Source organism: Alcaligenes sp. 13f (assembly GCF_020496585.1).
Lineage (GTDB): Bacteria > Pseudomonadota > Gammaproteobacteria > Burkholderiales > Burkholderiaceae_B > Alcaligenes > Alcaligenes phenolicus.
The window spans coordinates 88418-110735 of sequence record NZ_JAHKKC010000015.1 but is presented as its reverse complement, the minus strand read 5'-3'; the positions used below and the strand labels follow the sequence as shown (position 1 = coordinate 110735).

Here is a 22318-nt window from a genome sequence, read left to right as displayed (position 1 = left end):
TCATGGGGGTCTCGCGGGCCTCGTTCTCGATATTCACATTGGTTTGGCGATTGGCCAGCAAGGTGTCCACCACTTTCCAGGACTTGTTGCGGATCGCCAGCATCAAAGAGGGATTGCCCTTGGAGTCCACCGCATTGGGGTTCGCCCCTTTGATGAATTCCTGCTCGATGATATTGGGACGATCATTTTCCAGCGCCAAATACCAGTTCCGGCTTTCCAGCTGCTGTTCCTGCGCCGACACGGGGGCTGACAATAGCAAGGCCAGGGGAAGCATCATGGAAAGGATGGTTTTATTAGGTATTTTTCTTTTAAAAATCATGTTATTAAATCCTTTTCATAAAGTACTTTATCAGGTTATGAAAGTACAAATGACTGCTGCTTCACGCGTTGATCTTCCGTAATCAAGACGGCAGCATTTATCTATAAACAACTTCAAGAACAAGCAGTAAGCTCTTGATTATTAATACAAATTAGCATTTTAACGCCAGTTTTTACCTGGACCAAAAGACGAAAAAATTACGTAAATTTCTATTTTTATGTTTAAAAACAAATAATTAGATATAAATCTTAAAGCAATAAATTAACTTTACATTGCTTTTCACAAGGTACTGAATCCGAACTAAAACGGACTCTACAGCTTCACAAAAACCTCTAAATGAGATTAACTTAAAGCTGTACCTTACTGAATAATCTGAAGAAATTTTCCGTGCTGGCCTCTTCCACTTCCTTAACTGATATCCCACGAAGCTCCGCAATCTTCTCGGCCACATGAACGACCAAGGAAGGATTATTGGTTTTGCCACGATACGGTACAGGAGCCAAAAATGGCGAGTCTGTTTCGATCAGCAAGCGATCCAGCGGCACTCGCTGTGCCACCTCTTGCAGCTGAGTCGCGTTCTTGAAGGTCACAATCCCGGAAAAGGAAATATAAAAATTCAGATCCAACGCCGCTTGTGCCACTTCCCAGGTTTCCGTGAAACAGTGCATCACGCCCCCGGCAATCTGCGCCTGTTCTTCGCGCATGATGGCAATCGTGTCTTCACTGGCCGAGCGGGTGTGGATAATCAAGGGCAGGCCCGATTCACGGCTGGCACGGATATGGGTACGGAAACGCGCACGCTGCCAATCCAGAGGCTCTTGCAAGCGGTAATAGTCCAGACCGGTCTCCCCAATCGCCACGACTTTAGGGTCTTGAGCATGCTTGAGCAGTTCCTCGACCGTCGGCTCGGTGACTTTCTCGTAATCCGGATGCACACCCACCGAGGCAAACAGATGGCCGTGAGGACGCACCAGGTCCATCAAACCGGGCCAGTCGTCCATATCCACGCTGACCACCAGCGCACAGCCCACCTGGTTCTGGCGCATCCTGTCCAGGATGTCGTCCAGATTTTCAGCAAGCTCGGGGAAATTAAGATGGCAATGCGAATCAACAAACATGATTAGAGGGTACTTTTTTAAACACGACGACATGCCTGGTGCAAACGGTCCAGGGCATGATGAATAAACAATTTAGCATTGAGCGGATGATTGCCCAGCCTCTTTTGCTGGACCAGCCACTTCAGGGCTTCCGTCACCGCTGTGGTGTTGGATTGGGCGGCCAAGGCATCAATGCGTTTTTGCAGGGAAGGATAGTAACGCGCCGGTTGGGCAAAGCCACCCAGCTGAATATCGACAAACAAGCGCTGCCAATGGTCGATCCACTCTTGGGCAGGCAGTTTTTCCAGCGTATCGGCCAAGGACAGGTCCGCCTCTCGACCCGCTTTCAGCACCCCATCCATCCAGGCACTGAGCCAATCGGGACACGGAGCATTCATGTCCTGGCTGGCACTCAACGCTTTTAGCGGCGCCCCGCCCCAGGCAGCCAACCAGTCCGAGGCCTGATCCACCCCTTGTTGCTCCAGCCATTGCACCGATTGCTGGGCATCGGGTGCGGGTAAAGGCAAACGGCGGCAACGCGACACCAGTGTGGGCAGCAGCCGATCTGGTGCATCGGCAACCAGCAAAAAGACAGTACGATCTGCGGGCTCTTCCAGCACCTTCAGCAAGGCATTGGCGGATACCAGATTCAGGGCTTGAGCCGGATACAGCACCGCGACGCGCCAGCCCCCTCTATGAGTGGCAGTATTGAACCAATGCTGCAACTGACGCAATTGCTCCACCCGGATGTCACGGGAAGGATTTTTACGGGCGGCTGAATCCTTGGCCAGATCGCCTTCCTGGGTATCTGGCCCCTGCTCTTCAAGAGCAAGCGCATCCGGGCGCAGCAGACGCAAATCGGGGTGATTCCCCCCCCGCACCCACTGACAGGCCTGACATTGGCCACAAGCCAGACCCTGCACCGGCTGATCGCACAATAAACTGGCCGCGGCCGCTCGGGCGAATTGCGTCTTGCCGATGCCCGGCAGACCGTGGATCAGCCAGGCATGGGCAAAACGCTCCCGATTGCCCAACCAGCTTTGGGCGGTCTCGATCTGCCAGGGTAGAAAAGTCAAACTATCAGACACCGTATTGCCTCAAGGTTGCATATCAAAAGGCCTGATTCACGCAGGAAAGACAAGGCCATCGTCCCCGCTTGAACAGCTCAGCGCACATTGTAATATGAACCGGTAAAATGCCTGCTCCACTACCAAGGATGATGAAGTGAGCTTATTGATCGGGCTGGCCGCCAAAGCGCGTTCAGGCAAAGACACCGTCGCCAGTTTGCTACTGGCACACAACCCCTTATTGGCCGCCTATGCCCTGGCCGACCCCGTGAAAATGGGTTGCGAAGTGCTGTTTGGCTTGAGCCCGGCCCAGGCCTGGACAGACGACAGCCTGAAAGAGGTGCCAATTGCCCTGTGGCAGCGCTCCCCCCGTCAGTGTTTCCAGCTACTGGGAACGGACTGGATGCGCCAGCGCGATCCCGATCACTGGCTACGCCGCGCCCAGCATGTACTGGAATTCGGGCCAGGCGCCCCCCTGGCCAAAAACAGTCAGGACTACTCGGTCTGGGCACTGGCCCTGGCGGCGATTTACGGCATGTCGCCTGAACACCTGGATGACAAACAGGCTGATCAAGTGGATGCCTTTTGGGGCTTGAGCCCGCGTCAGGCGGCCGAGCACCTGCGCAGTCAGGTTCTGGCTGAATACCCGGATTATGAACAACGTCGTCAAAGCCTGCCCCTGTTCCCGCCCAGCCACCAGCTTCCTGATATGAGCCAGGCCCGCTGCCTGCTGATTAAAGACATTCGCTACGAAAACGAGGCCAATTTTATCCGTGAGCACGGCGGGGAAATCTGGCATATCGAACGTCCCGGCAATCCAGTGATCAGCCAGCACTCTTCCGAGTGGGGTGTGGAACGTGCCCCCCAGGACTATCTGATTCGCAATGACGCGGGCCTGGAAGAACTGGCCAGCAAGGTTCGTGATGTGTGGACGGGGTTTACGCAACGGCACGGTCTGACGCTCTGAACCCTAGTCACTTGGCTAGGGTTTTAACCCTCCGGACACTACCCGACATTCCCCAAGAAGCATTCAGGCCCCGAAAGGGGCCTGTGTTGTGTTTAACGCTTCAGAATATATTTGGCGACGGCCCGGTTATGTGCGGCCAGATTCGTCGAGAACTCGCTGGTCCCATCTCCACGCGACACAAAATAATAGAAATTGTGCTTTTCCGGATGCAGGGTCGCCATCAAGGAGGCCTTGCCGGGACTGGCTATCGGCGTGGGAGGCAGGCCATTGCGCGTATAGGTGTTCCAGGGCGTATCCGTCGTTAGATCACGCTTGCGAATACGGCCGTCATAGGCCGAACCCATGCCATAAATAACAGTCGGGTCTGTCTGCAATGGCATGCCTACCCGCAAACGATTCATGAACACCCCGGCCACGCGTGCCCGGTCCTGGCTGTGGCCCGTCTCGCGCTCCACGATAGATGCCATGATCAAGGCTTCATATGGGGTCTTCAAGGGCAAATCTGCGTCCCGGTCCGCCCAAAGCTGCTCCAGCAGCTCCTGCTGGGCCTGAAAACCGCGACGCAGGATGTCCACCTCCGCCGTACCTGGCACAAACACATAGGTATCGGGATAGAACAGGCCTTCAGGATGGACCGCTTCCACGCCAAAACGCTTCAGCAAATCGGCATCACTGACATCCGCCAAGGTCTGCCGGACCTGCGGATTGCTCGCAAGCGTTTCACGTATTCGTTGATAGGTCCACCCTTCGGGAATCGTCAGGCGGGTTTGCAGCATATTGCCGCTGGACATGCGCTCCATCACCATCCAGGGCGTATCACCGCGCACGGCCTCGTAGGCACCCGCTTGCAAGGAGGTATCCAGACCGGAGAGTCGCGCCATCCAGACAAACGCATCTTCCTGAATATCAATCCCGGCCTGCTGCATGCTGCGCGCAATCGCGCGGGGGCCGGAGCCTGCAGGCACCACATAGTCGATGCGTTCGGCACTCATCGTCACGGGCTGCTTCTTGGCCCAATACCAGGCGCCACCCGCTATCACACAGGCGACGACAACCAGAAGGCCCAACAGGGCAGAGAAGATCTTGACAGTTTTTTTCATGCGAGCGCTATTGTAATCAGAATAAGGCGGCATATTCCTGAATATGTGTCACAGTCAAACACAGAAACCGGGACAGGCCCGCGCTACCGGATTGCGCTATCCAGCTCATGCCCTGATCCCAGCGGGGATATGCCCCTGAAACCGGCCTCACACACGGTATCATTGATGTTTAAATTTATTTTTTCGCTCAGCCATGACCGGAATGCCAGCCCCCTCCTCTTTCGCCCTGCCTGATTTGTGCGTCCTCCAGTTTCAGGGAGCCGATGCCGTGTCCTTTCTCCATGCTCAAGTCAGCAATGATTTGGAGCATCTGGCAGCCGACCGCGCCTGCATCGCGGCCTATTGCACCGCCAAAGGTCGCAGTTTGGCGACCATGGTCTTGTGGCGCGAACAGGACGAGACCGTCTATGCCCTGGTGCGCCGTGACCTGAGCGAGGCCCTGATCAAGCGCCTGCGCATGTTCGTGCTACGCAGCAAAGTGACGATCAGTCTGGCCGAGTTGCAGGTTTACGGTGTGGCGGATCAATCCGCTGCCCAAGCGGTCTGGAATTTGCAGCGCGATGGTGACGACACCTTCATCCAAGCCCCCGGCGAGCTGGACGGCTTGAATCGCTACTGGCGGATTTCTCCCCAGCAGGATACGAACGCTCAGGCTTCTGAGGGTCGTTGGGAAACGGCGGATATTTTGGCGGGCTTGCCCTGGATCAGCGCCGACACGCAAGATCTGTTCATTCCCCAGACTCTGAACCTGGACCTGATCGACGGCATCAACTTCAAGAAAGGCTGCTATCCCGGCCAGGAAGTGGTGGCACGCAGCCACTATCGAGGCACGATCAAGCGCCGCATGATGGCCGCCCGCAGCGCCATTCTGGACACGGCACCACAGGTGCAAGAAGCCGCCGATGTGTTCCTGGTCTCTCAAGGTGCAAAGCCGGTTGCGGCTGCGCGCATTATCAACCGCGCCTGGCAAGCCGAGCAGCAGCGTCTGTATGTCTTGATGGAAGTGGTACTGGCGGACCTGGAACAAGGCCAGTTTCAACTGGAGCAAGGACAGGCGCTGGAATTGCAGCCCCTGCCCTACGCTCTGCCAGAACTTAGCTCTTCTGACGGTACAAATTAAGAATGCTGGAGAAATCCAGCCCGGCATTCTGACCCTGTGCGGCATGCAAGGCGAACAGGTTACGTGCCAGTTCGCCTAAGGGTGTCGCACTGTTTTGGCTCACGGCCGCATCGGCCGCCAAACCCAGATCTTTCAGCATCAAACCTGTTGCAAACCCACCCTGATAATCACGCGAAGCCGGTACATCCGGCATCACGCCAGGCCAGGGGTTGTACAGTTCGGTCGCCCAGTTACGGCCAGAGCTGCGCGCCATGATGGACGATAGCACTGCCGGGTCCAGACCGTGAGCAACGCCCAGAGCCAGGGCCTCGGCGGTACCCGCCATCAAAATCCCCAAGAGCATATTGTTGCAAATCTTGGCAACCTGGCCCGCACCGGCTTTACCGGCGTGGAAAATGTTCTTGCCCATGGCTTCCAGGTAAGGACGCGCTTTTTCCAGCGCCGGATCCTCGCCCCCGACCATAAAGGTCAAGGTGCCGGCCATTGCGCCGCCAGTACCACCGGAAACAGGCGCATCCAGCATCAACAGACCCAGCTTGGCCGCCTTGGCCGCCAGATCCTGGCTGGTTTGAGCATCAATCGTGCTGCAATCAACCAGCACTGTGCCGGGGGCCACGGCCTGCAACAAGCCGTTCTCGCCCTCGTAAACCTGACGAACGTGGCGACCAGCAGGCAGCATGGTAAAGACCATCTGCGCGTCTTTGGCGATCTGCACCGCCGACTCGCCCACTTGCGCCCCCGCTGCCTGCAGCTCCTTCATGGCCTCTGCATTCAGGTCAAAGACCTTCAGGCTATGGCCGGCTTTGAGCAGATTCAGCGCCATGGGTTTGCCCATATGGCCCAGCCCGATAAATGCAATCGTGTTACTCATTTTGTCTCCTCGTCATTATGAAAACGGCGCCGTCAGGCGCCGCAGCGGTCTGCCTGGATCACAGGTCAGCCAAGGGATGAGTCGTTTCTGCAGGCCAGGCGGGAACAAAAAAACGTTCCACCCAGCGGGCATCAGCCTGTTCCAGCGAGGCCGGATTCCAGCGTGGCTGTTTGTCTTTATCAATCAGCAGTGCGCGTATGCCTTCCTGGAAGTCACCCTGTACGCCACATTGCAGCGACACAATGTATTCCAGGCGGAAGACATCAGCCAAAGACAGGTGGTGTACACGCTCCAGCAGTTCAAAGGACAAACGAGCCGAACCTGGAGCACCTTTGGCGAAGGTCTGTGCGGCACGGGACAGCCAGGGGTCGGCACTGTCCTGCCACTGCTGCAGAGCCTGTGTAATGCGTTCAAACTCACGACTGGCGCAGACATCACGCAGCATGGCGTAGTTTTGCTCCAGCGGGCCGGTATCGGGGCGAGCGCCCTCTGCCAGACTACGCAGGACCTGATGCACGCTGCTATCACGAGCGTCACGTTCATCAGACCAGTTCGTGGCTTGCAAGGCCTTGAGCAAGGCATCGAAATGCACCCGTGGCAAGTAGGCATCGGCCAAGCCCAGGAACAAGCAATCCGAGGCGTTGATTTGCGCGCCGCTCAGCGCCAGGAAATGGCCGATACCCGCAGGCAGATGTGACAGCATCCAGGTGCCACCCACATCGGGGAACAGGCCAATGGAGATTTCGGGCATGGCAAAACGCGTGGTATCGGTCACCACACGATGGCTGGCGCCGTTGAACAAGCCCACGCCCCCACCCATTACAATCCCGTCACCCCAGCACAGGATAGGTTTTGGGAAGGTGTGGATCAGATAATCCAGGCGGTATTCCACATCGAAGAATTCGCGGGCGTACTCGTTATCCCAGGCCGAACCACCCTGGTTCTTTTGCATGGAGGCATACAGCGAATGCAGATCGCCCCCGGCACACAGGGCCTTTTCTCCGGCGCCATGCAACACGATCATGGCAATACTGGAATCCTGCGCCCATTCCTGAAACTGCTTGAACAGCAGCTGGCACATCTCCAAATTCAGCCCATTCAGGGCTTGCGGGCGGTTCAGCGTAGCAACACCAATCGCCTTGCCGTTCTGGCCGGGCAGGCGATCAAACAAAACAGAATCCGTCATCGAATATCAGCTCCAAGATCTATGATTTGTCGTGCAATGATGACACGCATGATCTCGTTTGTGCCTTCCAGAATCTGGTGCACCCGAGTATCGCGCACCAGTCGCTCAACAGGATAATCCTTCAGGTAACCATAACCGCCAAAGAGCTGTTGTGCATCCACGCAGGCCTGAAAACCCAGATCCGTGGCCATACGCTTTGCCATGGCGCAGTAGGTGCTGGCCTGACTGCTACCGGCGTCCAGGTGCGAAGCGGCCAGGCGCACCATTTGGCGGGCGGCAACCACGCTGGTCAGAATGTCGGACAACTTGAATTGCAGAGCCTGGAACTGGTCCAGATGCTTGCCGAACTGGCGGCGCTCCTGCATATATTGACGGGCAGCATCATAAGCACCCTGGGCGGCTCCTACCGAGCAGCAGGCAATATTGATGCGCCCACCGTCCAGGCCCTTCATGGCCAGTTTGAAGCCCTCGCCCTCCTGGCCCAGCATGGCCGAGGCAGGAACGCGTACGCGCTCAAAGGTAATGCCCCGTGTGGACTGACTATTCCAGCCCATCTTCAATTCTTTACGACCGTAAGTGATACCAGCGGCATCGGCAGGTACGGCAAAAGCGGAAATCCCCTTTGCGCCATCCCCTCCGGTACGAGCCATAACCACCAACAAGTCCGTGTCCCCGGCACCGGAAATAAAGGCTTTGCTGCCGCTGATCAGGTAGTCGTCGCCATCACGCTCGGCACGTGTCCGCAGCGAGGCGGCATCCGAGCCTGCGCCCGGTTCGGTCAAACAGTAAGAGCCTAGTTTCTGGCCGCTGCTCAGCAGCTCGCCCCATTGGGATTTGACTTCGTCCGTACCCCAGGTGCCGACCATCCAGGTAACCATATTGTGGATAGTCAGAAATGCGGTGGTCGAGGGATCAACTGCCGCCATTTCTTCGAACACCAGGCTGGACTCCAGACGCCCCAGGCCCAGGCCGCCGATGGATTCCGGGGCATACAAGCCGCAAAAACCCAACTCGCCGGCTTTACGGAACGCCTCGATCGGGAAAATCTGTTCCTCATCCCAACGTGCCGCATGCGGTGCCAGTTCCCCTTGTGCAAACTCGCGAGCCGCTTGCGCAAAAGCGTTCTGATCGTCTGTCAGTATCATGTCTGTCTCCTTATTTTTACCCACCATAATGCGTGCCGCCCCCTTTAGTTGTCGTGCTGATGACAATCAGCCGTTTCATAGAGGGCAGTGCAAGGCGGGAGGCGACAGTCTAGCTGAAAGTAGCGGCCTGATGATCAGGCACAGACGAACTAGGCGCGGGCGGGTTTGCGCCGGGGTCTGGCGGCAGCGCGGGCAGCCAGCTTGTGTGCATAACGGCGACGGCGGGAATCCATGGGGTCAAAGACCAGCTCGCGATAGACTTCTACCCGGTCCTGATCCTGCAAGAGTTGGTCCAGCTGGCAGCGTTGGCCGTAGACACCGACGTGCAGCCCGTCCAGTCCCTGTTCGTCGTCCAGCGGCGGCAAGCCGCATTCACGCAGGCCTTCGGCAATGCCAGCTTTTAACAGGGCATCACGTACACAACTGCCCGCAGGCAAACGCAGGGCGGCTTTCCAGACCTGCGCCTGAGTAGCCACAATCACGCTGACGGATAATTCAGTCACCGTAGACCTCTTGGGCGCGGCGGGTGAAGGAATCGATAAAGCTGTTGGCAACACGGTTAAAGATGGGACCGACCACCATTTCCAGCGCGCGGCTGGAGAACTCGTACTCCATGGTGAAGACGATCTTGCAACCGTCTTCGCCCAAAGGAGTAAACTGCCAATCCCCCGTCAAGGCCGAGAAGGGCCCTTTGACCAGGCGCAAGACAATCCGATTGGGATAATCGTGTTCGTTACGTGTGGTGAAGGTTTGACGAATACCCGCAATGCTGATGGTAACCGAGGCTTCCATCCCCTTTTCGTCACGCTGGTTGACACTGGCGCCACCACACCACGGCATGAATTCAGGGTATTTTTCCACCTCTGCAACCAGGTCAAACATCTGTTCGCAGCTATAAGGAAGGAGGACGGAGCGTTTTACTGTATGCATCAGGTCTGGTTAATAGATAGAATGTTCTGATTTTACAATCTATGGTTGGCAATTAATTCATGAGTATTGTTGATAATCGCAAGGCTACCCACGAATATTTTATCGAAGAGCGCTTTGAGGCCGGTCTGGTCTTGGAGGGTTGGGAGGTCAAGGCGATCCGAGCTGGGCATGTTCAGCTCAAAGAAAGCTATGTCATCGTACGCGAGGGCGAGCTGTTTATTTTAGGAATGCACGTCAGCGCTTTGCCGACAGCGTCCACTCATATCCGGCCCGATGCCACTCGTACACGTAAACTGCTGCTCAAAGCCGAAGAAATCAGCAAGCTGATCGGCAAGGTTGAACAACGTGGTTACGCCCTGGTTCCCCTGAACCTCCACTACAAGAAAGGTCGTATCAAGCTGGACTTCGGTCTGGGACGCGGTAAAAAACTGCACGATAAACGTGATGTTTCCCGCGACAAAGACTGGAAGCGCGAACAAGAACGCTTGATGAAACACGACACCCGCCGTAAGACGAATGAATAAAACGGGCTAAAAAGCCCGTTTTGTTCCAAATCTCAATGTAATTTAACACGAGGGGCGGCCCGTTTGCTGAGCAAGCGGCCCAAAGCCAAGGTTGCCGTTCGCGCAACCCCTAAAATCGCCATGTGGTGCATCAGGTGCAGACTCATGTACATGATGCGAGCCAGCAAACCTTCCACAAACCAGCTCTTGCCGGACAAGACCCCCATCAGGCTCCCTACCCCACGGCTGTGGCCCACGGAAACCAGCGAGCCGTAATCCTTATAGACAAAGGGTGCTTCATCCACAGGCTTGCCCTGGATGCGAGCGGCCAGACGTTTGCGCAAGTAACTGGCTTGCTGGTGCGCGACCTGGGCACGTGCAGGCAGGAACTGACCTTCCTTGTCCCAGGGCACTTGTGCGCAGTCGCCCAAGGCCCAGATATAGGGATCGGGTGTGGACAGACAGGAATCCAGCACCAGCTGATTGATGCGGTTGACGGGCAAACCCAACTGGCCCAAAAAGGCAGGGGCTTCAATCCCCGCCGCCCAAACGCACAAATCGTTGGGATATTGACCACCGTTCGCATCCTCGATGTGGTCCGCCGCCAGACGGCTGACCCGCACCGAGGTCCGTACCGCTACGCCACGCTGCTCCAGCAGACTTTGAGCGGTAGCGGACAGCTTGGGCGGCAGAGCAGACAGAATGCGATCGGCGCCTTCCAGCAAGGTAATGCGCACTTCGCGGTCCGAACTGCTGCCCGGAATGCTGTAAATGCTTAAATCAGCACGGGCTTCCAGCAACTCGGCAGCCAGTTCCACCCCCGTTGCCCCGCCCCCGACAATATTGATGTACAGCGGTGCCCCCGGTTCACGCTGCGCGCGGCGTGTCACACTGATCAGTTCATTGAGCAATTTCAAACGGAAACGCTCTGCCTGATGGGTCGAGTCCAAGGCCAGCGCGTGTTCATGGGTGCCAGGCGTATTGAAAAAATTGGATTTGCTACCCACGGCCATCACCAGGGTGCCATAGGACAGGCTGCGTTCCGGAAAGACTTCTTCATGATCGGGCCCCAGGACAGGAGCCAGCGTAATGCTGCGCTGCTCGCGATCTATACCGGTCATTTCACCTTGAATAAAAGTGAAACCACAGTCTCGTGCCAGCATGAAATATGACAGCCCTTCGCGGTGAATATCCAAGGTGCCGGCGGCAACCTCGTGCAAGGACGGTTTCCAGATATGGTCACTGTCTTTGTCGACCAGAAAGATATGCTGACGCCCGAACTGACGTCCTAACTTGGCAGCCAGCTCCAGGCCACCTGCCCCGCCCCCCACGATCACCACTTGATACGACTGCGTAGTAGACATCCAGAACTCCTTGGGACTTGTCTTGAGCAAAGAGAGTATCAGAACCGCCGCCTTATACTTTAAATCAAAACAGATAAGGACTATAGCGATCTGTAGACGCCGCCAGGCGCGCCCAGAAGAGCCGGCCTGTGCTACCACCCGAATATGTGGCTCTTTTGCGCTTTAATAGGCCTTAGATCAAAGACCGGCGCAAACAAATAGGTCCAGCAGCAGTGCATGTCGTAAAATCAAGGGGTTTGGTCTTGCTTCCCCTTAACGATCGAAATAGAGCAGCAGCACAGCAGCTATTGATACGGTATGATGCTGACTTTGTCCTATTCACTTATTTTTTGCCTGCCATTATGCACGACGATGTTCCCCGAAAATCCCAACGCGCGACTCGAAAAGGGCGCGAACGCCGCGACAAAATCCTGGAAGTGGCTTCCGAGGTTTTTCGCGAGAATGGTTTTGAGGCCACATCCATGTCCCAAATCGCTGCATTGGCAGGCGGCTCCAAGGGCACACTCTACAACTACTTCCCCTCCAAAGAAGACCTCTTGCTGGCTGTCCTGCTGACAGGCGCCCAGGAATTTACCGAACAGGTCTTGACCAAGCTGGACTGCGAAGGCGATATTCGCGAAGAACTGAAGCGCTTTTTGCTGCCCATGCTGCGCAATCTTTACTCCAAGCAAACCGCCCAATTGTTGCGTATCGTCGTCTCTGTAGGTGGCCACAGCGATATCGGCAAGCGTTTCATGGAGATGCTGGATGACCAGATCTGGGACGGCGTAAAGTGCTTTTTTGCCCGCCACATCGAACGCGGGACCTTGCGCAAGCTGGACCCGGCATTGATGGTGGAACACTTCCGCTGCCTGAGCGAAGGCGAAATTATTCTCCTGCTGATGGGTGCTATGGAACCCTGGAGCGAAGAACACATTCAAAGCGAAACCGAACATATTCTGGATATGTTCTTGCACGTTTACCAAAACGACACAGCAAACTAAGGCTGTATCAATCGGCGGCAAGCGCTGATTGCCATCTCCCTACGGTTCCCGGCTTTTATGCTCTACAGCTGACAGCGAACCCTTCAAGACAATCTAAATCCATGCCGCCCGATCCAGGGCGGTGACGACGATTCCCTTTTCCCCATCACTACCTTTCACCAGCGCCCTGCCCCTGATCGGTACCGATCGTCAGGATTGAACCTGTGCTTCTCCCTGCCCTACACCACGAGCACTCGGCGATACTTGTACAAGCTCGCACACCGACTCCAGCCTGCCAATACGGCAACATAGACGCACTATCAGGCTAAAAGAACCACAAAACGAAATCGCCTGAGCACGGACAAGAGCAAGAACAGAAGCGCAGGCAAAAGATGCGCCCGAAAACGACAACACCCCGACATGGAAGCTCCATGTCGGGGTGTTGAGTCTTGACTGGCTTGACCAGCGTACTGCCAGAGACGTTTCCCTGGCAGTGGCTTAGGTCTTGGTCTTAGGCCTTGGCCAGACGCTGCCAGGTGTCCACAACCGTGTCAGGGTTCAGCGACAGCGAAATAATGCCTTCTTCGCTCAGCCACTTGGCCAGATCGGGGTGGTCGCTAGGGCCTTGGCCACAAATACCGACGTATTTGTTTTGTGCCAGACATGCCTTGATGGCACGGCTCAACATGAACTTCACGGCTTCGTCGCGCTCGTCGAAGTCAGCAGCCAACAGTTCCATACCGGAGTCACGATCCAGACCCAGGGTCAACTGAGTCATGTCGTTGGAACCGATGGAGAAGCCGTCAAAGTACTGCAGGAACTTCTCGGCCAAAATAGCGTTGGAAGGCACTTCGCACATCATGATCAGGCGCAGGCCGTTTTCGCCACGAGCCAGACCGTGGGAAGCCAGCAGCTCAACCACACGCTCTGCCTGACCCAGGGTACGCACGAATGGCACCATGATTTCGACGTTGGTCAGACCCATTTCGTCGCGCACTTTCTTCAGGGCTTCGCATTCCATCTTGAAGCATTCTGCGAAGTCTTCGGACAGGTAGCGAGCCACACCGCGGAAGCCCAGCATTGGGTTCTCTTCCTCGGGCTCGTAGCGCGAACCACCCACCAGTTTGCGGTATTCGTTGGACTTGAAGTCCGACAAACGCACAATGACGGGCTTGGGGTAGAAGGAAGCGGCCAGAGTCGCAATACCTTCAGCCAGTTTTTCCACGAAGAAAGCACGTGGGCTGGCGTAGCCACGAGCCGCCGATTCCACCGCCTTTTTCAGGTCGCTATCCACATTGGGGTAGTCCAGAACGGCTTTGGGGTGAATCGCGATGTTGTTGTTGATGATGAATTCCAGACGAGCCAGACCCACACCATCGTTAGGAATCTGCGAGAAGTCGAAAGCCAGTTGTGGGTTACCCACGTTCATCATGACTTTCAGGCCGATCTCGGGCATTTGGCCCCAGCTGACTTCTTCGATCTCGGTTTCCAGCAGACCGTCGTAAATACGGCCTTCGTCGCCCTCAGCACACGATACCGTCACTTCCTGGCCTTCTTTCAGCACGTCTGTGGCGTTGTTGCAACCGACCACGGCAGGGATGCCCAGTTCGCGAGCAATAATCGCCGCGTGGCAGGTGCGGCCGCCACGGTTGGTGACAATAGCCGAAGCCAGCTTCATGATGGGCTCCCAGTTAGGGTCCGTCATGTCGGTCACCAGCACGTCGCCGGGTTTGACCAGATCCATCTCGGAGGCATCCGCCACAATACGGACTTTGCCCGAACCGATCTTCTGGCCAATGGCGCGGCCTGTAACCAGCACGTCGCCGGTGGCTTTCAGGCGGTAACGCTCTTGCACATCGTTGCTGCCTTGCTGGGACTTAACCGTCTCAGGACGGGCTTGCAGGATGTAGATCTTGCCGTCGATACCATCACGACCCCACTCAATGTCCATGGGACGCTGGTAGTGTTTTTCAATAATGGTGGCGTAGCGAGCCAGTTCGATCACTTCTTCGTCGCTCAGGGAGTAACGATTGCGCTCGGACACAGGCACGTCCACGGTACGTACAGCGTGATCGGTGGTACGACCTTCGTCAAATTCCATCTTGATCAGCTTGGAGCCGATACGGCGGCTGATGATGGGGTAGTGACCGGAAGCCAGCGTTGGCTTGTAAACGTAGAACTCGTCCGGATTGACCGAACCTTGCACCACGGTTTCGCCCAGGCCGTAGGAGGAGGTCAGGAAAACCACGTCCTTGAAGCCCGATTCGGTGTCCAGGGTGAACATCACGCCGGCGCTGCCCTTGTCGGAGCGCACCATACGCTGGATACCAGCGGACAGAGCCACTTCAGCGTGAGCGTAGCCCTTGTGCACGCGGTAGGAAATAGCGCGGTCGTTGTACAGGGAAGCAAACACGTGGTGAATCTTGCTCAGCACCTCGTCAATGCCCACCACGTTCAGGTAGGTTTCTTGCTGACCGGCAAAGGAAGCGTCAGGCAAGTCTTCGGCGGTTGCGGAAGAACGCACGGCAAAGGAACCTTTGCCATCGGCGTCCAGCTCAGCAAACGCGTCACGTACGGCTTGTTCAAACTCGGCTGGGAACGGAGTGTCGATGATCCACTGACGGATTTCGGCACCGGCAGCAGCCAGTTCACGCACGTCGTCGGCATCCAGCGCGTCCAGACGCTGCTGAATGCGCTTGTCCAGATCCTTGTTTTTCAGGAAAACGCGGAATGCTTCGGCTGTTGTGGCAAAACCACCTGGCACGCGCACACCGGCATCAGCCAGCTGGCTGATCATTTCACCCAGCGAAGCGTTTTTACCGCCCACTGTGTCGACGTCCGTCATGCGGAGCTTGTCGAAACCAATTACGTAAGACATAAGTCACCTTGAATAGAAAAAAAAGCGTGTTTGCTTAAGGCAGTGATCCCAGCAGCGCTGTCTGTGTGATCTGTCCTAAGCAAACCTGCCTTTCCATCCCCCGATTCGAGCGGTAAATGGTAATCTTGCAAATTGTACCGTTTCCCGAGCATTGTGCACGACTTATTCCATGTCTTCTTCTCCTATTGAGCGTACCGTCTTTGTCGTTTCCGACAGCACGGGCATTACCGCCGAAACTTTCAGCAACTCCGTCCTGTCGCAATTCGCTCAATTCGAATTTCAGGCCATCCGGATCCCCTTCATCGATACCATCGAGAAAGCCCAGTCTGTCGCTGATCGCATCAACCAATGCGCGCAGGAACAGGGCCAGCAGCCTCTGGTCTTCAGCACCCTGGTTGACCCCAAGATGGCACATATCATTGGCGCGGCCAATTGCACCTTCCTGGACTTGTTTGGTGCCTTTGTACGACACATCGAACGCGCCCTGGGGGTGAAATCCAGCCGTTCCGTGGGCCGTTCGCACTCCGGTGGCATGTCCAAGCGCTACAACAGCCGCATCGAGGCCATCAACTTCAGCCTGGCGCACGACGATGGTCAGTACGTGAATGGTCTGGAACAAGCCGACGTGATTCTGGTGGGTGTGTCCCGCTGCGGAAAAACGCCTACCAGCTTGTACTTGGCAATGCAGTATGCCGTCAAGGCCGCCAACTACCCCATCATTCCCGAAGACTTCCAGCGCGGTACCCTGCCCGCCACGCTGGCTCCTTACCGGAAAAAGATTTTTGGCCTGTCCATTCATCCAGACCGTCTGTCCGAAGTGCGTAATGAACGCCGTCCGGGTAGCAAATACGCCACCATCGAACAGTGCCGCATGGAAGTGGCCGAAGCCGAGCGTCTGATGCGTATGGAAGGGATTCCTTGGCTGTCCACCACCACCAAATCCATCGAGGAAATCTCCACCAAGATTCTGGATGATGTCGGTTTGGACCGCCGCTCCTACTAAGGATTGAACCCCTACCCCTTCGGGCGTATTCGGACAGCCTCAACATCAAGGCCTGAACCCGGTGTGATACCTGGCGCAGGCCTTTTTGTTTGCTGCGGGTATGGTATCAGGTCTGCTACGCATCCGCTTGCGCCTCTACGGGTGTCGGTTTGCCTATACCGGCTTGCATCCACTATTGTTGCCCCCTCTTAGTCCAGCTTGCCCACCCAAACCTGCGGGTGCTGATCGGCCCAAGGCAAGGCTTGCTCCAATTGCCCAGCCAGCCCGAACAATAGGCATTCCTGGCCATAGCCGGCTGTAAACATCATCCCTATGGGTAAAGAGGTGGCCACATCCTGCCCAGCAGGCACGGACATGGAGGGCGAACCGCTGATATTGGCCAAAGCAGCAAAAGGCGCTTGCCGGAAGACGTGGGCAATCCAGCCCAGGCCATCCACCTGATCCTGTACCTTGTTGTACTCGCCCACCTTCATGGGCAGCGTAGGCACGGTGGGTGTCATCAGCACATCGTACTTCTGGAAATACACCCCTAAATTCCGTGAGACTGTATTGCGCACGGCAATTGCCCCCAGAATATCAGTCCCGCTAATCTTCTTGCCGTAGGCGTAGGCCGCCAGCGTGGCCTGTTCTAGATACTCCTCGTTCACCGAGCGTCCTGTCGCCGCGGCAATGCTGTCTATCCATGCAGCCGTATTCACGTTCCAGAACTGAGCATTGGCGTGCACAAAAGCCTCCCAACTGACGCCGGAGTCAAACACCAGGGGCTCCACCTGATGGCCCAAGGACTCCAACACCGAGGCCATATCAATCGCCTTGGCTGCTATGGCAGATTGGGTTTTATCGCCGCTGGGCGGGTCCATCATCAAGCCGATACGCAAGGAGCCCGGATTCTTCTTGACGGCCGATAAAAAGCTCTGCGGGGGCGCTGCGGTGTAATAGGGCTCGCCGATACCGGGACGACTAATCGCATCCAGCAAGGCCGCACTGTCTCGCACACTGCGGCTGACACCCAGGTGGGCGAGCAGACCACTCCACACTTCATCTTGCTGAGGACCGCTGGAGACACGCCCCCGAGTGGGCTTCAAACCAAACAGACCGTTCACTGCTGCAGGGACACGAATAGAGCCACCGCCGTCAGTTGCATGCGCCACTGGCACCATCCCTGCCGCCACTGCAGCGGCCGAACCGCCTGTAGAGCCGCCAGCATTAAAAGCCGGGTTCCAAGGGTTCAGCGTAGGGCCTACGCAGCGCGCCTCCGTCGTGGTACTGATAGCGAACTCCGAGGTGGTCGTTCGCCCCAGCGTAACCAGTCCCGCCTCCTTGTAGAGGCTCATCAAGGTGCTGTCTGCATCCATCACCATATCTTGCGCCAGCTTGCTGCCCAGCTCGTAGCGCTTGCCCTTCATGGTGATCGCCAAATCTTTAATCAAAAACGGGACGCCGTAGAGTACGGAATCCCGGTCGGCATGGGGATCAACTTCCCCGTCCCAGCTCTCTACAACCGCATTAATTTTACTGTTCAAGGTGTCGACGGCTTTTTTGCCAACTTGGCTTAATTCTTGAACACTGATTTGTTTCTTGGCGACCAGCTCAGCCAGAGCCAGGGCATCATAGGTCGCGTATTCGCTAAGTTTCATTGTTGACCTCATCTGAAAAAGATTAGGAATCCAGCCGGATACAACGATGCAGCGATAAAGGGAGGGAAAGACGACTCTGCACGAGCCGCTAGCAGACAAGCGTCTACTGCCCCAGGCACTCCGTGTTAGCGTACCGATAAGCAGGCGCCTTACTAGATGATTTACTTGATTTTACAAGTGGAGACAAGTGCTAGATCAAGACAAAATTAGCGCATACAGGCTAACTCTGCGTGATGCTGTGCAATAAAGCCGCTGGAACTAGCGGCTATGCTGACGACGTTGCTCGTACAGGCACAGTGCGGTGGCAATGGCCACGTTCAAGGACTCAACACCGGGCGCCTGGGGAATGAACAAGCGTTGATTCGCCTTGGCCAGCAAGGCCGGGCTGACACCTTGGCCCTCATTACCAAAAACCCAAATCCCTTGGTCTGGCAGGCTGGACTCGTACAGGTCCTGGGTATTCGGGCCCAGAGAGGTCACCAGCACCGGCAAGGCCGCTTGTTCAAGCAATGCTACTCCATCGACCTGCTCATGGATTTGAATGGAGAAATGAGCGCCCTGCGCACTACGCAGCACTTTCTGTGACCACACGCTGGCGCAGCCCGGTGTCAGATACACCGCTTCCAGGCCCACCGCCACGGCGGTGCGCAGCACCGTGCCTACATTGCCCGGATCTTGAACCTGATCCAGCAAGATGGCGCGTTTCGTGGGAGCCGTCCAAGTCTGTCCACGAGGTACGCGGACAATAAAGCCTATGCCCTGCCCCTGGCCTACTTGGGACACCGCATTCATCAAGGTGGCATTGAACGTCACACTACTATGGCCTGGCAAGAAACGCGCCAGTTCCAGCAACTCGTCGGAGTGGCGGTCCATCTCGAAAACAGCCAGTTCCGGCAAACCACGGCGTTCCAGCCACATTTGGCACAGATGAATGCCTTCCAACCAAATCAGTTGATCGCCCCCGTCCAGCTCACGTTTATCGTGAGCCAAGCGCTGTACTCGTTTGAACAGCGCATTATCTTTGGATTCAATCAGCCTCATTGTCTTGAACTTACCTAACTAAAGATGCGCGTACCGGCGCGAAACTTCGACGATGCTCGGGACAAGGCCCGTGCTGGGACAAACGATCCAAATGCAAGGCCGTCCCGTAGCCTTTATGCTGGTCGAAACCGTATTCGGGATAGTCTCGGTGCAATTCCAGGCAGACCGCATCCCGCGCTGTTTTGGCCAAAATCGATGCGGCCGCAATGGCGGCATGGCTGGCGTCACCCTTGATGATGGCTTCTGCGGGGCAACACAGGCCGCCTGGAATGCGATTGCCATCCACCAAGGCTTGTTCGGGTTTGATGCTCAGGCCATTACAGGCTCGTTGCATCGCCAACATGGCCGCGTGCAAGATATTGATGTCATCAATTTCTGCCACACTAGCGCTGGCAATTTCCCAGGCTAAGGCTCTTTCCTTGATCAACACAGCCAGGGCTTCACGGCGCTTGGCGGTCAGCTTCTTGGAGTCATTCAGGCCTTCAATGGGATTGTTCGGGTCCAGAATCACAGCAGCGGCAAAAACGGGACCGGCCAAGGGACCACGCCCTGCTTCGTCCAGCCCCGCCACCAAACCTGCCGAGACATCACTGACTAATAAATCCAGCTGCTTCATGCACGCGCCATATTCAAAATGACCTCGGCCGCCAAGGCGGGGGTATCCCGACGCAAGGTTAAATGCATCTCGGTAAAGACCTGCTCGATATGAGCCACATACTCCTGATCGCTCAAGGCTTTCCAGCACTCCTGCGCCAGCTTCTGAGGTTCGGCATCTTCTTGCAGCAGCTCGGGCACGACAAAATCGCGAGCCAGCACATTAGGCAAGCCCACCCAAGGCACATACGGCCTGTCCTGGCCGGACTTCCAACGTATGATGCGCTCCATCATGGGGCTGAGCACATACGAAATAACCATAGGACGCTTGTACAAGGCCGTTTCCAGGCTGGCGGTACCGCTGGCCACCAGCACCGCGTCACTGGCCTCCATCACCGTCCAGGCGGGTGGACGGACCACTCCTTCCGAATCCGGCTGACGAATACCCGATGTGTTGGCATCAATAATGTGCAAGTTACGGATAGGATGCTGAACCAGAGCCTCTTCAAATTCCTGACGGCGCTTGGGATTGACCATGGGCACCAGAATCATCAGATCCGGATCCTGGTCCTGCAAGATCTGTACGGCCTGCAAAAAGCGCGGCGACAGCATCTTGACCTCGGAGGAGCGGCTGCCAGGCAACACGCCCAGAATACGACCCGTCTCGGGCAAACCCAGGCGACGACGAGCGTCGGCCTTGTCCGGCTGCAAAGGGATATTCGCTGCCAAGGGATGACCCACATAGGTCACCGGAATGCCTTCCTTTTCATAGATCTCCGTCTCGAAAGGAAACAGCACCAGCATATGGGAAACCGCTTCGCGGATTTTGTGGATACGCTCGTAGCGCCAGGCCCAGATCGAGGGCCCCACAAAGTGCACCGTAGGCACACCAGCCTGACGCAAACGATGCTCCAGGCGCAGATTGAAGTCCGGGGCGTCAATGCCCACAAACACATCGGGACGTTGCCGCAACCATTGATTGCGCATGCCCAAATAGGTGGAGACCAGACCCGGAATACGTTTGAGCGCCTCGACGTAACCAAATACCGTCAAGGCGTCCATGGGATAGTATTGGTGGAATTGCTGGGCGGCCATCTCGGGGCCACCTATGCCTTCTACCTGCACGCCAGGATTGCCCTGGCGCAGCCCTTGAATGATGCGAGCCGCCAGCAAGTCGCCAGACGGCTCCCCGGCCACCATTCCTATACGCAGATCCCGCTTGGCCCCTGTTTGCCCCGACCCGTCTGAACGTGCCGCTAATGGGCTGGAGGCGCTGCTCATGGTCGGCAAATACCCCGGCTGGAGTCATTCAAGAAGTCGATCATGACCTGAACCGCGGCACGGCAGTCAGGCTGCGTTTCCTGCAAAACTTGCATTTGCTCTACCGCCTGCTCCACCGTCAACTTGCGACGATACAGCAGCTTGTAGCTTTCCTTCACCGCCGAAATCGCTTCAGCCGAAAAGTTGCGACGGCCCAAGCCTTCACTATTGACACCGACAGGACGGAAAGGATCGCCCGCACCGATGACGTAAGGAGGAATATCCTGACGCACCGAACTGGTACCACCAATCATGCTGTGCGCACCGATACGACCGAACTGGTGCACGGCAGTCAAACCGCCCAGAATGGCCCAATCGCCAATATGTACGTGGCCGCCCAGCTGGACGCTATTGGCAATAATCGTGTGATTGCCAATCTGGCAATCGTGAGCAATGTGGGTGTAAGCCATGATCCAGTTGTCATTGCCAACACGGGTCACGCCCACATCCTGCACCGTGCCGGTGTTGATGGTGACGTATTCACGAACCATATTGCCATCGCCGATTTCCAGGCGAGTCGGTTCTCCAGCGTACTTCTTGTCCTGCGGCATGCCCCCGATGGAGCAGAAACGGTAGAAATGGTTGTTGCGACCAATCGTGGTCACGCCATCTATCACGCAGTGAGGGCCCACTTTGGTGCCCGCCCCTATCGTGACATTGGGCCCGATAATGCTGTAAGGCCCGACCTCGACATCATCTGCAAGCTGAGCGCCTGCTTCGATGATGGCCGTTTCATGAATACGCATAAACTATTCTTCCAATTGACGGATAGCACACATAATTTTGGCTTCGGCAACCACTTGGCCATCGACCAGGGCGCGGCCTGTGTACTTGCACAAAGCGCGGCTGATGCGGTCAGCCGTCACTTCCAGACGCAACTGATCGCCTGGCATCACGGGCTTGCGGAAACGCGCGCCATCCACACCGACCAGGTAATAGGCCAGTTTGTTGTCCACTTTGGCGTACGGATCCTCGGGATCGGTAAAAGAGAACAGTGCGGCTGCCTGAGCCATGGCTTCAATGATCAAGACCCCAGGCATCACCGGCATGTGCGGAAAGTGACCTGTAAAAAAGGGTTCATTCATCGACACGTTTTTAATGGCGACGATGCTCTTGCCGGGCACCAGTTCCAAGACGCGATCGACCAGCAGCATCGGGTAACGATGAGGGAGGCGATCCATAATTTGTCGAATGTCGAGTTCCATGTCCTGTCC

21 protein-coding genes and 1 pseudogene are annotated in these 22318 nt (G+C 56.3%); 5 read left to right on the top strand and 17 right to left on the bottom strand.

Going from position 1 to position 22318, the window contains the following annotated elements; genetic code table 11:
• From KOE80_RS13965 to holB, 3 genes and pseudogenes are all read right to left on the bottom strand, one after another.
• Positions 1–319, bottom strand: a pseudogene (locus KOE80_RS13965) (ankyrin repeat domain-containing protein); the annotation flags it as partial.
• A gap of 347 nt (positions 320–666) precedes the next feature.
• Complete coding sequence (locus KOE80_RS13960; RefSeq protein WP_086059988.1) at positions 667–1437, bottom strand: TatD family hydrolase; 771 nt, start codon at positions 1435–1437, stop codon at positions 667–669.
• Positions 1438–1454: 17 nt separating this feature from the next.
• Positions 1455–2504, bottom strand: a complete 1050-nt coding sequence (holB, locus tag KOE80_RS13955; RefSeq protein ID WP_226349380.1) for a DNA polymerase III subunit delta' — start codon at positions 2502–2504, stop codon at positions 1455–1457.
• A 136-nt stretch (positions 2505–2640) separates the two neighbouring features.
• Here holB and KOE80_RS13950 point away from each other — a divergent pair, with 136 nt between their 5' ends.
• Positions 2641–3450, top strand: coding sequence for a deoxynucleotide monophosphate kinase (locus KOE80_RS13950; protein WP_226349379.1), 810 nt, complete (start codon positions 2641–2643; stop codon positions 3448–3450).
• A gap of 92 nt (positions 3451–3542) precedes the next feature.
• Here the strand turns inward: KOE80_RS13950 and mltG are convergent, their stop codons facing one another.
• Positions 3543–4550: an endolytic transglycosylase MltG gene (mltG, locus tag KOE80_RS13945; RefSeq protein ID WP_226349378.1), complete on the bottom strand. Its 1008-nt coding sequence runs from the start codon at positions 4548–4550 to the stop codon at positions 3543–3545.
• A gap of 268 nt (positions 4551–4818) precedes the next feature.
• On the opposite strand from mltG, the gene KOE80_RS13940 reads away from it, so the two are divergent.
• Entirely contained in the window at positions 4819–5670 is an 852-nt protein-coding gene (locus KOE80_RS13940; protein WP_226349377.1) for a YgfZ/GcvT domain-containing protein, read from the top strand.
• On the opposite strand, the gene mmsB is transcribed toward KOE80_RS13940, so the two are convergent.
• The 5 genes from mmsB to KOE80_RS13915 form a co-directional block, all read right to left on the bottom strand.
• The gene (gene mmsB, locus KOE80_RS13935) at positions 5645–6541 is read right to left on the bottom strand and encodes a 3-hydroxyisobutyrate dehydrogenase (RefSeq protein ID WP_026483274.1); all 897 of its coding nucleotides are present in this window, start codon (positions 6539–6541) and stop codon (positions 5645–5647) included. The genes KOE80_RS13940 and mmsB overlap by 26 nt on opposite strands.
• A 58-nt stretch (positions 6542–6599) precedes the next feature.
• Positions 6600–7727, bottom strand: coding sequence for an enoyl-CoA hydratase/isomerase family protein (locus tag KOE80_RS13930; protein WP_115633726.1), 1128 nt, complete (start codon positions 7725–7727; stop codon positions 6600–6602).
• Positions 7724–8872 (bottom strand): acyl-CoA dehydrogenase family protein, encoded by a 1149-nt coding sequence (locus KOE80_RS13925; RefSeq protein WP_021446562.1) that lies wholly within the window; start codon positions 8870–8872, stop codon positions 7724–7726. Before KOE80_RS13925 ends, KOE80_RS13930 begins: the two co-directional genes overlap by 4 nt.
• A 149-nt stretch (positions 8873–9021) precedes the next feature.
• A complete protein-coding gene (locus tag KOE80_RS13920) occupies positions 9022–9375 on the bottom strand; it encodes an RnfH family protein (RefSeq protein ID WP_137430331.1) in 354 nt (117 codons plus the stop codon).
• Positions 9368–9802, bottom strand: coding sequence for a type II toxin-antitoxin system RatA family toxin (locus KOE80_RS13915; protein WP_009454121.1), 435 nt, complete (start codon positions 9800–9802; stop codon positions 9368–9370). The genes KOE80_RS13920 and KOE80_RS13915 overlap by 8 nt, the downstream gene beginning before the upstream one ends.
• A 59-nt stretch (positions 9803–9861) precedes the next feature.
• Between KOE80_RS13915 and smpB the strand changes: the two genes are divergently transcribed.
• Positions 9862–10326 carry an SsrA-binding protein SmpB gene (gene smpB, locus KOE80_RS13910; protein WP_003799781.1) on the top strand — a complete coding sequence of 155 codons (465 nt, stop codon included), beginning with the start codon at positions 9862–9864 and terminating at the stop codon, positions 10324–10326.
• A gap of 32 nt (positions 10327–10358) precedes the next feature.
• On the opposite strand, the gene KOE80_RS13905 is transcribed toward smpB, so the two are convergent.
• Positions 10359–11669 (bottom strand): NAD(P)/FAD-dependent oxidoreductase, encoded by a 1311-nt coding sequence (locus KOE80_RS13905; protein WP_009454122.1) that lies wholly within the window; start codon positions 11667–11669, stop codon positions 10359–10361.
• A gap of 341 nt (positions 11670–12010) precedes the next feature.
• Between KOE80_RS13905 and KOE80_RS13900 the strand changes: the two genes are divergently transcribed.
• Complete coding sequence (locus KOE80_RS13900; RefSeq protein WP_226349376.1) at positions 12011–12652, top strand: TetR/AcrR family transcriptional regulator; 642 nt, start codon at positions 12011–12013, stop codon at positions 12650–12652.
• Between the two features lie 490 nt (positions 12653–13142).
• On the opposite strand, the gene ppsA is transcribed toward KOE80_RS13900, so the two are convergent.
• Positions 13143–15509 carry a phosphoenolpyruvate synthase gene (ppsA, locus tag KOE80_RS13895; RefSeq protein WP_021446560.1) on the bottom strand — a complete coding sequence of 789 codons (2367 nt, stop codon included), beginning with the start codon at positions 15507–15509 and terminating at the stop codon, positions 13143–13145.
• A 169-nt stretch (positions 15510–15678) separates the two neighbouring features.
• Between ppsA and KOE80_RS13890 the strand changes: the two genes are divergently transcribed.
• Positions 15679–16512 (top strand): pyruvate, water dikinase regulatory protein, encoded by an 834-nt coding sequence (locus KOE80_RS13890; protein ID WP_035271714.1) that lies wholly within the window; start codon positions 15679–15681, stop codon positions 16510–16512.
• A 188-nt stretch (positions 16513–16700) separates the two neighbouring features.
• Here KOE80_RS13890 and KOE80_RS13885 read toward each other — a convergent pair whose 3' ends face one another.
• The 6 genes from KOE80_RS13885 to fabZ form a co-directional block, all read right to left on the bottom strand.
• A complete protein-coding gene (locus KOE80_RS13885) occupies positions 16701–18149 on the bottom strand; it encodes an amidase (protein ID WP_226349375.1) in 1449 nt (482 codons plus the stop codon).
• Positions 18150–18407: 258 nt separating this feature from the next.
• Positions 18408–19190 (bottom strand): TrmH family RNA methyltransferase, encoded by a 783-nt coding sequence (locus tag KOE80_RS13880; RefSeq protein ID WP_060185106.1) that lies wholly within the window; start codon positions 19188–19190, stop codon positions 18408–18410.
• A 10-nt stretch (positions 19191–19200) separates the two neighbouring features.
• A complete protein-coding gene (rnhB, locus tag KOE80_RS13875; protein WP_060185107.1) occupies positions 19201–19806 on the bottom strand; it encodes a ribonuclease HII in 606 nt (201 codons plus the stop codon).
• A complete protein-coding gene (gene lpxB / locus KOE80_RS13870; protein WP_226349383.1) occupies positions 19803–20984 on the bottom strand; it encodes a lipid-A-disaccharide synthase in 1182 nt (393 codons plus the stop codon). Before lpxB ends, rnhB begins: the two co-directional genes overlap by 4 nt.
• Before the next feature lie 77 nt (positions 20985–21061).
• The gene (lpxA, locus tag KOE80_RS13865; RefSeq protein WP_226349374.1) at positions 21062–21850 is read right to left on the bottom strand and encodes an acyl-ACP--UDP-N-acetylglucosamine O-acyltransferase; all 789 of its coding nucleotides are present in this window, start codon (positions 21848–21850) and stop codon (positions 21062–21064) included.
• A 3-nt stretch (positions 21851–21853) separates the two neighbouring features.
• Positions 21854–22309, bottom strand: coding sequence for a 3-hydroxyacyl-ACP dehydratase FabZ (gene fabZ / locus KOE80_RS13860; RefSeq protein ID WP_003799758.1), 456 nt, complete (start codon positions 22307–22309; stop codon positions 21854–21856).
• Between the last annotated feature and the right edge of the window lie 9 nt (positions 22310–22318).

Excerpts from the sequence above, each read along its gene's own strand:
- KOE80_RS13880 (WP_060185106.1), bottom strand. The coding sequence starts at position 19,190 with ATGAGGCTGATTGAATCCAAAGATAATGCGCTGTTCAAACGAGTACAG.
- smpB (WP_003799781.1), top strand. The coding sequence starts at position 9,862 with ATGAGTATTGTTGATAATCGCAAGGCTACCCACGAATATTTTATCGAA.
- lpxA (WP_226349374.1), bottom strand. The coding sequence starts at position 21,850 with ATGCGTATTCATGAAACGGCCATCATCGAAGCAGGCGCTCAGCTTGCA.
- ppsA (WP_021446560.1), bottom strand. The coding sequence starts at position 15,509 with ATGTCTTACGTAATTGGTTTCGACAAGCTCCGCATGACGGACGTCGAC.
- rnhB (WP_060185107.1), bottom strand. The coding sequence starts at position 19,806 with ATGAAGCAGCTGGATTTATTAGTCAGTGATGTCTCGGCAGGTTTGGTG.
- lpxB (WP_226349383.1), bottom strand. The coding sequence starts at position 20,984 with ATGGTGGCCGGGGAGCCGTCTGGCGACTTGCTGGCGGCTCGCATCATT.
- KOE80_RS13890 (WP_035271714.1), top strand. The coding sequence starts at position 15,679 with ATGTCTTCTTCTCCTATTGAGCGTACCGTCTTTGTCGTTTCCGACAGC.
- KOE80_RS13905 (WP_009454122.1), bottom strand. The coding sequence starts at position 11,669 with ATGTCTACTACGCAGTCGTATCAAGTGGTGATCGTGGGGGGCGGGGCA.
- fabZ (WP_003799758.1), bottom strand. The coding sequence starts at position 22,309 with ATGGAACTCGACATTCGACAAATTATGGATCGCCTCCCTCATCGTTAC.
- KOE80_RS13930 (WP_115633726.1), bottom strand. The coding sequence starts at position 7,727 with ATGACGGATTCTGTTTTGTTTGATCGCCTGCCCGGCCAGAACGGCAAG.
- KOE80_RS13925 (WP_021446562.1), bottom strand. The coding sequence starts at position 8,872 with ATGATACTGACAGACGATCAGAACGCTTTTGCGCAAGCGGCTCGCGAG.
- KOE80_RS13885 (WP_226349375.1), bottom strand. The coding sequence starts at position 18,149 with ATGAAACTTAGCGAATACGCGACCTATGATGCCCTGGCTCTGGCTGAG.
- mltG (WP_226349378.1), bottom strand. The coding sequence starts at position 4,550 with ATGAAAAAAACTGTCAAGATCTTCTCTGCCCTGTTGGGCCTTCTGGTT.
- mmsB (WP_026483274.1), bottom strand. The coding sequence starts at position 6,541 with ATGAGTAACACGATTGCATTTATCGGGCTGGGCCATATGGGCAAACCC.
- KOE80_RS13915 (WP_009454121.1), bottom strand. The coding sequence starts at position 9,802 with ATGCATACAGTAAAACGCTCCGTCCTCCTTCCTTATAGCTGCGAACAG.
- KOE80_RS13900 (WP_226349376.1), top strand. The coding sequence starts at position 12,011 with ATGCACGACGATGTTCCCCGAAAATCCCAACGCGCGACTCGAAAAGGG.
- KOE80_RS13960 (WP_086059988.1), bottom strand. The coding sequence starts at position 1,437 with ATGTTTGTTGATTCGCATTGCCATCTTAATTTCCCCGAGCTTGCTGAA.